A 13,658-nucleotide genomic window follows, 5' to 3' on the forward strand; every position below is an offset into this window, starting at 1 on the left:
GAGCTTGGCCGGGCAGTAAATATAAGCAAGGATTCGCAATCCTTATAAAAGGCTTATATAGTCCGCCATGAACGAAATCCTCTGGAGTCGAAAAGCGGTCAAGCAGTTGATGCGACTGCACCACGAGCATCAGGTCCAGGTTCGTGATGCGATCGCCCTGCTGGCCGACATGCCCGCCAGTGGCAACGTCAAAGCCCTGTCCGGCCACACCTATGCCTATCGCCTGCGGGTTGGCCAGTACCGCGTGCTGTTTGATTGGGACGGGGTTATCCATATCGTCAGTGTTCAAGAGGTCAAAAAACGTGATGAACGCACCTACTGACATCCAGATCATCCACGGCCCGGACGGCAAGCCGGCGTTCGTGGTGATTCCCTACGCGCAGTACGTTGCGCAGCAGAATGAGCCTGATCTGATCCCCCATGGCGTGGTCAGTCGCATGGTCGATGGCGCCACGCCGATCCGGGCCTGGCGCGAGTACCTGCACCTGACCCAGGATGAGGTTGCCAAGCGGCTGGGGATCTCTCAGCCGGCCTTCGCCCAACAAGAGAGCGTGGCCCGACCCCGCAAGAGCACCCGGGAAAAAATTGCCGCCGTCTTCGGTATACGCGCCGACCAGCTGGAGCTGTAAGCTGCGCCCCACTCAACGATTGAAAGGGTTACTCATGAGCATCTGCGGTATCGAGATCAAGGGCAGCGAAGCCATCTTCGCCCTCGCCTCCCTGCAAGACGGCGCGCCGTACCACCAGGCGCTGGCCATCAAGAAGATCGCCCTGGAAGACGACGATGACGCGGGCAACGTTCGCGACTTCGCCGCCCGGATCGACGCCTTTGTCCGCGAACACGGGATTACCCGCATCGCCATCAAGAAGCGCAGCAAGAAAGGCGAATTTGCCGGCGGCCCTACCACCTTCAAGATCGAAGGCGTGTTTCAGTTGCTGGATAATTGCGAAGTGACCCTGCTGTCGCCGCAAACCATCAACGCCCAGCACAAGAAGCACAGCTTCGAGCTGGGGGCGAGCCTCAACAAATACCAGCACGAAGCCTACAAGACCGCCTGCGCCGCCTTGCTGAAGAAATGATCCTGAGGCCCTGCTTAGCGGTCTAACGCAAAACATCCAGCGCGCCTGAGACCCTCACCGCTCGCAACGAAACCTGTAGCCGCTGTCGAGCCATGGCGAGGCTGCGACAAGGACCGCAGGGCCTTGCTTGGCGGCCTAACGCAAAACATCCAGCGCGCCTGAGATCCTCACCGTTCGCAACGAAACCTGTAGCCGCTGTCGAGCCATGGCGAGGCTGCGACAAGGACCGCAGGGCCTTGCTTGGCGGTCTAACGCAAAACATCCAGCGCGCCTGAGATCCTCGCGTCCCTGCGGGCCGTTCGCAGCCTGCGGCAGCGGCTACAGTTGGCGCCGATAATGCTGCAGCCAGTCAGCGAATGAATTGTCTTCCAGGGCATAGGCGCCCCGGCTGGACTTCCACACCAACTCCTTTTCCCGCAGGGCATCGATACAGGCTTGCACCGTCTGGGTGCCCGGTTGCGTATCGCTGCCCATGGCCTGCAACGCCTTGGCCACCGCCGCCAGGGTGTCGTCGGTAAAGGGCGCGAACGGCAGGTTGTTGCGCGAGCGCTCCACCATCACTTCCAGCACCGCCCGCTGGGACAGGGTCAGACCGTTCCAGGCGCTTTCGAATTCGCTCCAGACACCGGCGCGGAGAATCTCGGCGCTGCTGCGCAACAACTCGTTGAGCTGGCTCGCCTCCCCCAGCTCCAGGGCCACCTGGCCGATGATGCTGCGGAGCATTTCCGGACGCCGGCCAACCCATTCGAAGGCCTGGTCCAGATCATCGGCATTGAACTGGTTGGTGGGCGCCAGATGAGCGTTCAGATGGGCGGTGTAGGCCTTGGTGAAATCCCGTCCCAACAGCGGGAACGGGGTGATGCTCGAACCAAAGAACGGCTGGTTGCGGTTGAGCACCAGATGGGCCAGCTTGTCGCGATTGGACCCGGTGAACACCAGGCGTAGGCCGCTGGTATCCATGTCCCGCCCCTGATTGAGCTGATCCCGGGCCGCCTTGAGCGCGAACATGGCATTCAACCCGGCCTCCGAGCTCAAGGCATGCTGGGCCTCGTCGATTATCAGGACCACCGTCTTGCCCGCGGCGCTGTGGAGCAATTCCAAGGCCTGGGTCAGGGTCGCGCCTTCGGGCAACTGGGACTTGCTGAAATCCCAGGACAGGGTGCGCAGAAAGCTGAGCTTCTCCACCCCGAGGGACTTGGCCAGTTTGCGAATGCCTTTCTCGAAAGGCACCAGCGCCCCGGCAATGGCCGCGGCGATCAGCTCGGCGGGGTCTTTTTCGCGATTGGCCCAAAGGTCAACATAAACCGCCAGCCAGCCACGGCTCTGGCATTCGGGCAGCAGGTCCTCGCGCAGGAAGGTACTTTTCCCGGTGCGCCGCGGCGCCGCCAGGAACAGCCCCGAGCTGTAATCCTGAATCCCCGAACCCACCAGGCCATCGGCAATATTGAGCGCCAGAGCAGGACGACGAAACACGAAACCGGTGTTTTTCGACATGGTTTTATACTCAATTATTGCCAGGACTATAATTTATAGCCGCGAGTATAATTGACTATAAACCCCTGTCAAACCGACTCCTGGCCGCTCCCCAGCAGGCGTCGGTCTTCACGGGGACAGTGCACAAAACGCGCGCGGTAACTGCGGGTGAAGTAGGACGGCGACTCAAACCCGCAGGCGATGCTCACCTCCAGCACGCTCATGTCGGTCTGGCGCAGCAGTTGCCGGGCCTTCTCCAGGCGCAGGCCCAGATAGAAGTTGCTCGGAGTGTCGTTCAAGTGCAGCCGGAACAGCCGCTCCAGCTGACGCCGGGTGACCTTGATCGATTCCGCCAGGGCCAGGGTGCTCAGGGGCGGCTCGCTGTGCTGCTCCATCTCGCCGATCACCTGCACCAGTTTCTTGTTGCTGATGCCGTAGCGGCTGGCGACTTCCATGCGCTGGTGATCCTTGCGCGGGCGGATGCGCCCGAGCACGAACTGTTCGCTGACCTGGATCGCCAGTTGCGGGCCGTGGGCCTGGGCGATCAGGTCGAGCATCATGTCGATGGACGCGGTGCCACCGGCACAGGTGATGCGCCGACGATCGATCTCGAACAACTCCTGGGTCACGCTCAACTGTGGATAAGACTCCTTGAAGGCCTCGATGGCTTCCCAGTGCAGGGTCACCCGGTGCCCCTCCAGCAGCCCGGATTCCGCGAGAATCACGCTGCCGGTGTCGATACCGCCGAGGGTCACGCCCTCCAGGTCCAGGCGTCGCAACCAGTGTTCCAGGGCGGGACTCAGGCACTTCAACGGCTCGAAGCCGGCCACCACCCACAAGGTTGCGCCCTTCTTCAGCGGCTCCAGGGCCGCGTCAACATTGACCGACATGCCGTTGCTGGCCAGCACCGCGCCGCCATCGGCGCTGAGCACATGCCAGCGATACAGCTCGCCACGAAAACGGTTGGCCACCCGCAGTGGCTCGATGGCGGAAATGAAACCGATGGCGGAGAACCCCGGCATCAGCAGGAAGTAGAAGTCCTGGGACATGCAACGCACTCCGGTGACGGCCAGCGTGGGCCCTGTGATACGCCAAATGCCCCCCTGCCACAAGGGGCCAGGTCGCTGCAGTGCAAGAGTCGGTCGCCGCTGTGCGTTTACCGCCGGCGACGCCTGCGTACCTTGAGCTCACCGACGCACCAAGACGCCGGGATCGACAATAACAACCTGCCGAGGGAACCCACATGAAACGACTGATCAGCCGCTGTGTGCTTGCGCTTAGTGGTAGCGTTTTTCTGACGTCGGGAGCCATGGCCGCCGACGCCCCCAGTTGCCAGAACGTACGCCTGGGCGTGGTCAACTGGACCGACGTGATCGCCACCAGCGCCATGACCCAGGTCCTGCTCGATGGCCTCGGCTACAAGACCAAGCAGACCAGCGCCTCGCAACAGATCATCTTCGCCGGCATCCGCGACCAGCGCCTGGACCTGTTCCTCGGCTACTGGAACCCGCTGATGACCCAGACCATCACCCCGTTCGTCGACGCCAACCAGGTCAAGGTCCTGGCCGAGCCCAGCCTCAAGGACGCCCGCGCTACCCTGGCCGTCCCCTCCTACCTGGCCGACAAGGGCCTGAAGACCTTCGCCGACATCGCCAGGTTCCAGAAGGAGCTGGGGGGCAAGATCTACGGCATCGAGCCCGGCTCGGGAGCCAATACCCAGATCAAGGACATGATCGCCAAGAACCAGTTCGGCCTGGGCAAGTTCCAGCTGGTGGAGTCCAGCGAGGCCGGCATGTTGTCGGCGGTGGCCCGGGCGGTGAAACGCAATGAAGCCATCGTGTTCTTCGGCTGGGCGCCGCACCCGATGAACGTCAACATCAAGATGACCTACCTCAGCGGCAGTGAAAACGCCCTGGGGCCCAACGAGGGCCAGGCCACGGTCTGGACCGTCACCGCGCCGAACTATGCCGAGCAGTGCCCGAACGTGCACCGGCTGCTGACCAACCTGACCTTCAGCGCCGAGGACGAGAGCCGGATGATGCAGCCGCTGCTGGAGCACAAGGACGCCCTGGAGTCCGCCCGGCAGTGGCTCAAGGACCACCCGCAGGACCAGCAGCGCTGGCTTGAAGGGGTGACCACCTTCGATGGCAAGCCGGCCGCCGAACACCTGCAACTGACCAGCAAGTAAGCAACCGCCACTACCGCCCCGCAGCCCGCACCGGGCTGCGCATGGCCACCTCATGCCCCCAGCAAACACGCCTGTAAGGAACCGCACCATGAACCACGACGTCATCATCACCTGCGCACTCACCGGTGCTGGCGACACGACCGCCAAGAGCCCCCATGTGCCGGTCACCCCGAAGCAGATAGCCGCCGCCGCGGTCGAAGCCGCCAAGGCCGGCGCCACGGTGGTCCACTGCCACGTCCGGGACCCTGCGAGCGGCAAGTTCAGCCGTGATGTCGCGCTGTACCGCGAAGTCATGGAGCGCATTCGCGAGGCCGACGTCGACATCATCGTCAACCTCACCGCCGGCATGGGCGGCGATCTGGAGATCGGCGCCGGCGAAAGCCCCATGGAGTTCGGGCCCAACACCGATCTGGTCGGGCCGCTGACCCGCCTGGCCCATGTCGAGGAACTGCTGCCGGAGATCTGCACCCTGGACTGCGGCACCCTCAACTTCGGCGATGGCGACACCATCTACGTGTCCACCCCGGCCCAACTGCGGGCCGGTGCCAGGCGCATCCAGGAGCTGGGGGTGAAAGCCGAGCTGGAGATCTTCGACACCGGGCACCTGTGGTTCGCCAAGCAGATGATCAAGGAAGGCCTGCTGGACAACCCGCTGTTCCAACTGTGCCTGGGCATTCCCTGGGGCGCCCCGGCGGACACCACCACCATGAAGGCCATGGTCGACAACCTGCCGGCGGATGCGGTCTGGGCCGGCTTCGGTATCGGGCGCATGCAGATGCCCATGGCCGCGCAAGCGGTGCTGCTGGGGGGCAACGTGCGGGTCGGCCTGGAGGACAACCTGTGGCTGGATCGCGGCGTGCTCGCCACCAACGGCCAACTGGTGGAGCGGGCCACGGAGATCCTCAGCCGTCTCGGCGCCCGGGTCCTGACCCCGGCCGAAGGCCGCCAGAAAATGGGCCTCAAGCAACGCGGCTGACCCCAATCCACCTCTCTGTGTAGGAGCGAGCTTGCTCGCGAAGAGGCCGTCACATCAGACCCCATAGCAGCCAGCTTGCCGACGCAGGTGCGCGCAAAGCCGCCAAGCGCTTCGCTGGCAAGCCAGTGCCTACAGACTCTTTTTTCAGGAAGACGCGATGACTTTTATCACCAACATCAAAACCTTCGCCGCTCTGGGCAGCGGTGTGATCGGCAGTGGCTGGGTGGCCCGCGCCCTGGCCCACGGCCTGGACGTGGTGGCCTGGGACCCGGCGCCGGGCGCTGAAGCTGCCCTGCGCCAGCGGGTAGCCAACGCCTGGGGCGCCCTGGAACAACAGGGCCTGGCCCCCGGCGCATCGCCACAGCGCCTGCGCTTTGTCAGCACCATCGAAGAGTGTGTGAAAGACGCCGACTTCATCCAGGAAAGCGCTCCCGAGCGACTGGAGCTCAAGCTGGAACTGCACAGCAAGATCAGCGCTGCGGCCAAGCCCGACGCCCTGATCGGCTCCAGCACCTCGGGCCTGCTGCCCAGCGAATTCTACGAAGGCTCGACCCACCCGGAACGCTGCGTGGTGGGGCACCCGTTCAACCCGGTGTACCTGCTGCCGCTGGTGGAAGTGGTGGGCGGCCAGCACACCGCACCCGAGGCGATACAGGCGGCGATCCAGGTCTATGAATCCTTGGGGATGCGGCCACTGCATGTGCGCAAGGAAGTGCCGGGCTTCATCGCCGACCGCCTGCTCGAAGCCCTGTGGCGCGAAGCCTTGCACCTGGTCAATGACGGGGTGGCGACCACCGGGGAAATCGACGACGCGATCCGCTTTGGTGCCGGCCTGCGCTGGTCGTTCATGGGCACCTTCCTCACCTACACCCTGGCCGGAGGCGACGCCGGCATGCGCCACTTCATGGCCCAGTTCGGCCCGGCGCTGCAACTGCCCTGGACCTACCTGCCGGCACCGGAACTGACCGACAAACTGATCGATGACGTGGTCGAGGGCACCGCCGAGCAACTGGGCAGCCACAGCATTTCGGCCCTGGAGCGCTATCGTGATGACTGCCTGCTGGCGGTGCTGGAGGCGGTGAAAACCACCAAGGCCAAGCACGGCATGCACTTTCACGACTAACCCAACCCCTGTAGGAGCTGGCTTGCCAGCGAATAGGCCCTCAAGCCAGGCGCAAACCCAACGGACGCCTGCGCCGGCAAGCCGGCTCCTACCGTTATCCGGTGATCCTATGCCTGCCCTGACCACCTACAGCACCCGCATCATCAAAGACTGGGTCGACTACAACGGCCATCTGCGTGATGCCTTCTACCTGCTGATCTTCAGCTATGCCACCGATGCACTGATGGATCGCCTGGGGCTCGACAGCGACAACCGCGACGCCAGCGGCCACTCACTGTTCACCCTGGAACTGCACCTGAACTACCTGCACGAGGTGAAGCTCGACACCGAGGTCGAAGTCCATACCCGGATCATCGGCCACGACCGCAAGCGCCTGCACCTGTATCACAGCCTGCACAAGGTCGGTGATCCCCAGGAGCTGGCCGGCAACGAACAGATGCTGCTCCACGTCGACCTCGCCGGCCCCCGCTCCGCGCCGTTCGACGAAGCGGTGTTGCAGCGCCTGCAAACCATGGCGGCCGAGCAGGCCGAGCTGCCGCGCCCCACCTACATCGGCCGGGTAATTGGCCTGCCAACGGAAAAATGACAACCAGCCCGAAAAGGAGATCGCCGTGAACATCGCCGCCCTTGCCGACTATCGCCGTTATCCGCTGATCAGCCCGTTGAGCGCCGTCCAGGTACTGCCGGACCGGGTCCAGGTGCACTGGGCCGATGGCCGCCTCAGCCCCTTTCACCATCAATGGCTGCGGGACAACTGCCCCTGCCCGGAATGCGTCTACAGCGTGACCCGTGAACAGGTGCTGGAAATCGTCGATGTGGCCGAGGACCTCGGCTGCCACGGGGCGCACATCGACAGCCAGGGCTGCCTGTGCCTCGAATGGTCGGACGGCCACCGTAGCCGCTTCGATCCCGGCTGGCTGCGGGCCCATGCCTATGACGAGCAATCCCGCGAGGAGCGCCGCGCCCACAAGGCGCACAGCCAGTTGTGGGACAGCAGCCTGCAACTACCGGTATTCGAGTATCAGGCCCTGATGGACGATCCTGCGGCTCTGCTGCAATGGCTGCTGGCCCTGCGCGACACCGGCCTGACCCAGGTCCGGGGCGCCCCCACGGAACCCGGTTCGCTGGCCCTGATCGCCCGACGCATCTCGTTTATCCGCGAGAGCAACTTCGGCGTGCTGTTCAACGTGCAATCCAAGGCCGATGCCGACAGCAACGCCTACACCGCTTTCAACCTGCCGCTGCACAGCGACCTGCCCACCCGCGAGCTGCAACCGGGACTGCAGTTCCTGCATTGCCTGGTCAATGACGCCGTGGGCGGTGAAAGCATCTTCGTCGACGGCTTTGCCATCGCCGATGCCTTGCGCCGTGAAGACCCCGAGGCCTTCCTGACGCTGTGTGAAACACCCGTGGAATTTCGCAACAAGGACCGCCACAGCGACTACCGCTGCCTGGCGCCGATCATTGCCCTGGATGCCCTGGGCCGGGTGGCGGAGATCCGCATGGCCAACTTCCTGCGGGGGCCTTTCGACACCTCGGTGGAGCAGATGCCCAGGCTGTACCACGCTTACCGTCGATTTATCGCCATGACCCGAGAGACGCGGTTCCGGGTCATCCGCCGCCTCGACCCGGGACAACTCTGGTGCTTCGACAACCGCCGCACCCTGCATGCCCGCAACGCCTTCGACCCGTCCAGCGGCGCCCGGCATTTCCAGGGTTGCTACATCGACCGCGACGAGCTGCTCTCCAGGATCCTGGTCCTGCAGCGCTGATCCCCGCCCCACCGGCCACCGGCTCCCCGCAGGAGCCGGCTGGCCAGCGAAGCTTGCCGGCAAAACCTCCACAGGCAAAAAAAAGCCCCGATCAAGCCGTGACAGGATCGAGGCAGGGACTACTGCTGAGGAGCTGCGGTGAGAAGGTGACCAAACCAACACGGCGCGAGCTGGTTGCAGTCTGCCCACTCTGCCTGCTCGCGAGTTAGCCGAAAACGACCTGCCCGTAGGCAATAGGGCCATTGCAGGGGTTCAGATGTCCTCGGTATAGAACACCACCGTCACGTAGAAATAGCCGATCTTGTGCCAATCCCGACGCTGGTTGTAGGGCGTCTCTTCAGAGCCCATGCCGATCTGATAATGACGCCCGGTCTTCTTATCCCTATAGGAAATGAACCCCTTCGTTTCCCAGCCACAGCAGACAAACTTGAGCCCCTCCTGCAGCCCCAGTTCCCGCTGCAGATAGCGCTCTACCTGATGGGCATCCTGACCTTTGACCCGATACCTCGCGGTCAGCGGTGCGCCCTGATCCTCGGGCTGCGACTCACAGTGAAAAAACTCCAGGGATTTCGGCGGATCGGTCATGGCCCGCAAAAAATCGCCACACTCGGTGGCTGCCGCAGCCGCGCTGCAAACCAGCCACAACAAACAGGCCAAACCCAGGTTGAACATCACTTTCATCCACTACAGCTCCCTATATTTCTGCCCCAACGGCCATCCTGCCAACCCCCGCCGCTTGCGGCGGGGGTCCTTGAGCGCCAGCACGGCTCAATACCCACCCTTATGCAAGCCCGGGCCATCACACGCAAGCGCCGCGAGACTTGATTGACCGTCTTTTTCCAGACGCTGTTGCAACCGGCCATCAGCCATCGAGTTAGCCGAAAACGACCTGTTCATAGGTAAACGGGCCATCGCGACCATCTGTCCTTGCCGCCGCCCGGACGGCCAACCAGAATCGACTGACGACCACGTTACCTGAATAAGGATGAGCGTCATGATGCATGCGGATTTGATTGATCAGGACGACCTGCTGGGACAACTCCGGGCCCTGGGTTTCGAGATGCCCGCAGGCGCCAGCGCCGAGCAGGCCTGTGAATGTGCGGTGCGCGGTTTGAGCGATGCACGGGCCAAGGCGCTCAAGGGCATGGTGGAGCAGATGCTCACCGGTAATGCGACCATTCTTCCCGCGGTGCGCCAGGCCATTGATCGCCAGTTGCTGCCGGCCCTGGCCGAGTACCTGCAGCAAAAACGCGCGTGAGTCTCCCTGTGCCCTGAGCGGATTGCTAGAGTGCGCGTCCCTCTGGCGAAAACAGGCAAGCACTCATGATCCCGATACAGCCCGGCTCATCCGCCGACGCGGCCAGCTGGCTGCAATTGCGCCTGGGCCTGTGGCCCGACTGTTCGCCAGAGGAGCACCTGGCCGAGATCCGCCAGATGCTGGCCGCCCCCCAGCGCTATGGCTGTTGGCTGGCCTTTGCCCAGAACGGTGAAGCCATCGGCCTGGCCGAGGCGGCGCTGCGCCACGACTACGTCAACGGCACCGAGAGTTCGCCGGTGGTGTTTCTCGAAGGAATCTATGTGGCTCCCGAGCACCGTCGCCAGGGCGTTGCCCAACAACTGATCGAGCAGGTCAGCCAGTGGGGACGCCAGGCCGGGTGTGTGGAGATCGCGTCTGACACCAGCCTGGACAATCTGGCCAGCCAGACACTGCACCACGCGCTGGGCTTCGAAGAAACCGAACGCGTGGTGTATTTCAAGAAGCGTCTGTGACTACAGACGCACGCTGGCGAAGGTCGACTCGTTGCGCGCCTGACTCAAGGCCGACAGCGGGCCGGACAGCGGCGCCAGGACCATGGCTTGCGGCAGCGGCATCATCGCCACCTGCTGGGTGGTGTTGGAGCCGATGCGCTCGTCACGGGGCGGAATGCCGAAGTACTCGCGGTAGCACTTGGAGAAGTGCGGCGTAGAGACAAAACCACACACCGACGCCACTTCGATGATCGACATCGGCGTCTGCTTGAGCAGTTGCCGCGCGCGGATCAACCGCAGCTTGAGGTAGTAGCGCGACGGCGAACAATGCAGGTACTTCTGGAACAGCCGCTCCAACTGTCGCCGGGAGACGGCCACGTACACCGCCAGCTCGTCCAAATCGATCGGCTCTTCGAGGTTGGCTTCCATCAGCGCAACGATTTCCTGGAGCTTGGGCTGGTTGGTGCCGAGCATGTGCTTGAGGGGCACGCGCTGGTGATCCTGCTCGTTGCGGATGCGCTCGTAAACGAACATCTCCGAGATCGCCGCTGACAACTCACGGCCATGATCGCGACTGATCAGGTGCAGCATCATGTCCAGTGGCGCGGTGCCGCCGGAGCTGGTGAAACGGTTGCGGTCGAGGGTGAACAGGCGGGTGCTCATGGCGACCCGGGGGAAGGCTTCCTGCATCGACGCCAGGCATTCCCAGTGCACGCTGCAATCGAAGCCGTCCAGCAGACCGGCGCAGGCCAGGGCCCAACTGCCGGTGCACACCGCGCCGAGGCGGCGCGACTGGCGAGCCTGGCTTTGCAACCAGGACACATGTTCACGGGTCACGGTGCGCTGGATGCCGATGCCGCCGCAGACGATCACGGTGTCGAGGCTGGGGGCTTTGTGCATGGAGGCGTCGGGGGTGATTTGCAGACCGTCACTGGCCCAGACCTGACCGCCATCGACGCTGAGGGTGGTCCAGCGATACAGCTCGCGGCCGGACAGTTGGTTGGCCATGCGCAGGGGTTCGACTGCGGAGGCCAGGGAAATCAGCGTGAAATTGTCCAGCAGCAGAAAGCCGATGGATTGAGGCGCACGGTTCTGGGGTTGGGCCCCGGAGTTGAACGACGTCATCGCGATATCTCCTCACACAAAGCGGGTGATGGCCTCAGGCGGAGGCTCTTTTTATGTGCCCTGCGACTCATCGGAGGCGGGCTTGATATTCACAGAGCAATTGCCATGCCTAAAGTTGAATGGGCATTCAATAACTCCTGAAAACGACGTCGCGACGCGTCTATATAGCCCTTGGCAATGTGCGGATAAGAAGCGCCGGAATCACCGCACAGAAGGCGGCAGGCGCAGCGGTGAGCAGTTAGGTAGCACTTGCGCGACCGATGCGTCGGGCCAGGACTGGCGAGTGTCACTCAAAGCACAACCGAGCGACGGACGCCGAGGTCCATCAGCCCGCTTGGCCACTTGTCTATTCACGACGCGCTAAAAGGTGGCGCGCCCCTCCTCTGATGAGCAATTTGGGCGCGCCGCCGTCCCTGTGCAGTAGCCGGCGTAGCGCCCCATGCAGACTCAACACTCCACCGCACTCACCGCCAGCCCACCGCGAGAAGTCTCTTTATATTTGTCATGCATGTCCGCCCCGGTATCACGCATGGTGCGGATCACCCGATCCAGGGAGATGAAGTGTTGGCCATCGCCGCGCAAGGCCATCTGCGCGGCATTGATCGCCTTCACCGCGGCAATCGCGTTGCGCTCGATGCAGGGCACCTGCACCAGCCCGCCCACCGGGTCGCAGGTCAGGCCGAGGTTATGCTCCAGGCCAATTTCCGCGGCGTTGCACAACTGCTCGGGCGTGGCCCCGAGAATCTCCGCCAAGCCCGCCGCGGCCATGGCACAGGCCGAACCCACTTCGCCCTGGCAACCGACTTCGGCCCCGGAAATCGAAGCGTTCTTCTTGCACAGGATGCCGATGGCCGCCGCGCCCAGAAAGAAGTCCACCACGTTGGCGTCGGTCACGTCCTCGCTGAACTTCATGAAATAGTGCAGTACCGCCGGAATGATCCCCGCTGCGCCGTTGGTGGGCGCGGTGACCATGCGTCCACCGGCGGCGTTCTCCTCGTTCACCGCCAGGGCGAACAGGTTGACCCACTCCATGGCGCTCAAGGTCGAGCCGATCACATTGGGTTTATTGAGCTCCTGCAGGCTGCGATGCAGCTTGGCCGCGCGCCGACGTACATTGAGCCCGCCGGGCAGAATGCCTTCGTGCTTGAGCCCCTGTTCCACGCAATCCTGCATCGCGCGCCACAGCGTCATCAGGCCGCTGCGGATTTCTTCTTCCGAACGCCAGACCTTCTCGTTGGCCAGCATCAGTTCGGCGACTCGCAGGTTGTGCTTCTGGCACAGGCTGAGCAGTTCCACTGCACTGGAGAAATCGTAAGGCAGCTCGCTACGATCCAGGTCCGCCACACCGCTACTGGCCTGGGCCTGGTCGACGACAAAACCGCCGCCCACCGAATAATAGGTATCGCGCAACAGCTCCCCGCCTTCACCTTCGGCCACCAGGGTCATGGCGTTAGGGTGAAAGGGCAGGTTTTCGTCCAGCAGGCGCATGTCCCGGGACCAGGTGAACGGCACAGCCAGCCGTCCGTCCAGCAACAGGGTGTGGGTTTCCCTGAGCCGTTCGATGCGCGGGCCGATCAGCGACGGGTCGATCGCATCGGGCCACTCCCCCATCAAGCCCATGATCACCGCGTTGTCGCTGCCATGGCCAATGCCGGTGGCCGACAACGAACCGAACAGTTGCACTTCGATCCGCCGCACCTGCTCCAGCAGATGGCGCTCCTTCAATACCTGGACGAATAACGCCGCGGCGCGCATGGGCCCGACGGTGTGGGAACTGGAAGGCCCGATGCCGATCTTGAACAAGTCGAAAACACTGATAGCCATTACTGCGTAACTCCTCGATGAGCACAGTCCAGGCGCTGAAAACGCCCTCTGACGGAGCTGCTACGCTCAAGCTGCAATCCGCCGAGAAGGGCGCATCATCAGGCTTTTACCGCGCCTCGCGACGTCTGACACCGACTCACTCATGTCCACCAACGCCGCCTGGCGCGAGGCTCGGGTTCTGGGCGTTTTTTGCGGCTCAGATGCAGGAAAAAATGCCCAAAAACACTGTAAGCGACCTCACCGACACTGGATGCGACCCTCCCTGTACTGGATACGACGCACCCCGTAGGCGACAGTTTTTCACTGGTACATGATCAGTCTCGACTCGATTGCAAGGCACGGTGGTAG

The 13,658-nt window shown here is 63.2% G+C and carries 15 protein-coding genes; 10 read left to right on the plus strand and 5 right to left on the minus strand.

The window, feature by feature from the left end; all coding sequences use genetic code 11:
* The first annotated feature begins 67 nt into the window (after nucleotides 1–67).
* From KHO49_RS14230 to KHO49_RS14240, 3 genes are read left to right on the plus strand one after another with little or no spacing between them, the layout of a single operon-like run.
* Nucleotides 68–322: a type II toxin-antitoxin system RelE family toxin gene (locus KHO49_RS14230; RefSeq protein ID WP_102881104.1), complete on the plus strand. Its 255-nt coding sequence runs from the start codon at nucleotides 68–70 to the stop codon at nucleotides 320–322.
* Nucleotides 306–629 (plus strand): helix-turn-helix domain-containing protein, encoded by a 324-nt coding sequence (locus KHO49_RS14235; protein WP_110652400.1) that lies wholly within the window; start codon nucleotides 306–308, stop codon nucleotides 627–629. The genes KHO49_RS14230 and KHO49_RS14235 overlap by 17 nt, the downstream gene beginning before the upstream one ends.
* 34 nt (nucleotides 630–663) lie before the next feature.
* The gene (locus tag KHO49_RS14240) at nucleotides 664–1,080 is read left to right on the plus strand and encodes a DUF3010 family protein (RefSeq protein WP_213665190.1); all 417 of its coding nucleotides are present in this window, start codon (nucleotides 664–666) and stop codon (nucleotides 1,078–1,080) included.
* 318 nt (nucleotides 1,081–1,398) lie between these two features.
* On the opposite strand, the gene KHO49_RS14245 is transcribed toward KHO49_RS14240, so the two are convergent.
* Both KHO49_RS14245 and KHO49_RS14250 read right to left on the minus strand, forming a co-directional pair.
* Nucleotides 1,399–2,574 (minus strand): AAA family ATPase, encoded by a 1,176-nt coding sequence (locus KHO49_RS14245; RefSeq protein ID WP_102881107.1) that lies wholly within the window; start codon nucleotides 2,572–2,574, stop codon nucleotides 1,399–1,401.
* Between the two features lie 68 nt (nucleotides 2,575–2,642).
* On the minus strand, nucleotides 2,643–3,602 hold the full coding sequence (locus KHO49_RS14250; protein ID WP_102881108.1) for a GlxA family transcriptional regulator: 960 nt from the start codon (nucleotides 3,600–3,602) through the stop codon (nucleotides 2,643–2,645).
* 194 nt (nucleotides 3,603–3,796) lie between these two features.
* On the opposite strand from KHO49_RS14250, the gene KHO49_RS14255 reads away from it, so the two are divergent.
* From KHO49_RS14255 to KHO49_RS14275, 5 genes are all read left to right on the plus strand, one after another.
* Nucleotides 3,797–4,741, plus strand: a complete 945-nt coding sequence (locus tag KHO49_RS14255; protein WP_110652401.1) for a choline ABC transporter substrate-binding protein — start codon at nucleotides 3,797–3,799, stop codon at nucleotides 4,739–4,741.
* A gap of 88 nt (nucleotides 4,742–4,829) precedes the next feature.
* Nucleotides 4,830–5,717, plus strand: a complete 888-nt coding sequence (gene cdhC / locus KHO49_RS14260) for a 3-dehydrocarnitine:acetyl-CoA trimethylamine transferase CdhC (RefSeq protein ID WP_110594401.1) — start codon at nucleotides 4,830–4,832, stop codon at nucleotides 5,715–5,717.
* Between the two features lie 157 nt (nucleotides 5,718–5,874).
* Nucleotides 5,875–6,840, plus strand: a complete 966-nt coding sequence (locus KHO49_RS14265) for an L-carnitine dehydrogenase (RefSeq protein ID WP_213665191.1) — start codon at nucleotides 5,875–5,877, stop codon at nucleotides 6,838–6,840.
* Nucleotides 6,841–6,949: 109 nt separating this feature from the next.
* Nucleotides 6,950–7,426 (plus strand): thioesterase family protein, encoded by a 477-nt coding sequence (locus KHO49_RS14270; RefSeq protein WP_110652404.1) that lies wholly within the window; start codon nucleotides 6,950–6,952, stop codon nucleotides 7,424–7,426.
* Nucleotides 7,427–7,451: 25 nt separating this feature from the next.
* Nucleotides 7,452–8,612 (plus strand): gamma-butyrobetaine dioxygenase, encoded by a 1,161-nt coding sequence (locus KHO49_RS14275; RefSeq protein ID WP_115581119.1) that lies wholly within the window; start codon nucleotides 7,452–7,454, stop codon nucleotides 8,610–8,612.
* A gap of 252 nt (nucleotides 8,613–8,864) precedes the next feature.
* Here KHO49_RS14275 and KHO49_RS14280 read toward each other — a convergent pair whose 3' ends face one another.
* Nucleotides 8,865–9,293 (minus strand): DUF4952 domain-containing protein, encoded by a 429-nt coding sequence (locus KHO49_RS14280; RefSeq protein ID WP_110594394.1) that lies wholly within the window; start codon nucleotides 9,291–9,293, stop codon nucleotides 8,865–8,867.
* Between the two features lie 313 nt (nucleotides 9,294–9,606).
* Here KHO49_RS14280 and KHO49_RS14285 point away from each other — a divergent pair, with 313 nt between their 5' ends.
* A complete protein-coding gene (locus KHO49_RS14285; RefSeq protein WP_025131152.1) occupies nucleotides 9,607–9,870 on the plus strand; it encodes a hypothetical protein in 264 nt (87 codons plus the stop codon).
* 65 nt (nucleotides 9,871–9,935) lie between these two features.
* Nucleotides 9,936–10,382 (plus strand): aminoglycoside 6'-N-acetyltransferase, encoded by a 447-nt coding sequence (aac(6'), locus tag KHO49_RS14290; protein WP_213665192.1) that lies wholly within the window; start codon nucleotides 9,936–9,938, stop codon nucleotides 10,380–10,382.
* Here aac(6') and gbdR read toward each other — a convergent pair whose 3' ends face one another.
* Both gbdR and KHO49_RS14300 read right to left on the minus strand, forming a co-directional pair.
* Nucleotides 10,383–11,486 (minus strand): choline metabolism transcriptional regulator GbdR, encoded by a 1,104-nt coding sequence (gene gbdR / locus KHO49_RS14295; RefSeq protein ID WP_060841469.1) that lies wholly within the window; start codon nucleotides 11,484–11,486, stop codon nucleotides 10,383–10,385.
* Between the two features lie 447 nt (nucleotides 11,487–11,933).
* The gene (locus KHO49_RS14300) at nucleotides 11,934–13,310 is read right to left on the minus strand and encodes an L-serine ammonia-lyase (protein ID WP_102881116.1); all 1,377 of its coding nucleotides are present in this window, start codon (nucleotides 13,308–13,310) and stop codon (nucleotides 11,934–11,936) included.
* Nucleotides 13,311–13,658: the final 348 nt, after the last annotated feature.

Source organism: Pseudomonas sp. RC4D1, from assembly GCF_018390395.1.
GTDB classification, from domain to species: Bacteria; Pseudomonadota; Gammaproteobacteria; order Pseudomonadales; family Pseudomonadaceae; genus Aquipseudomonas; species Aquipseudomonas danubii.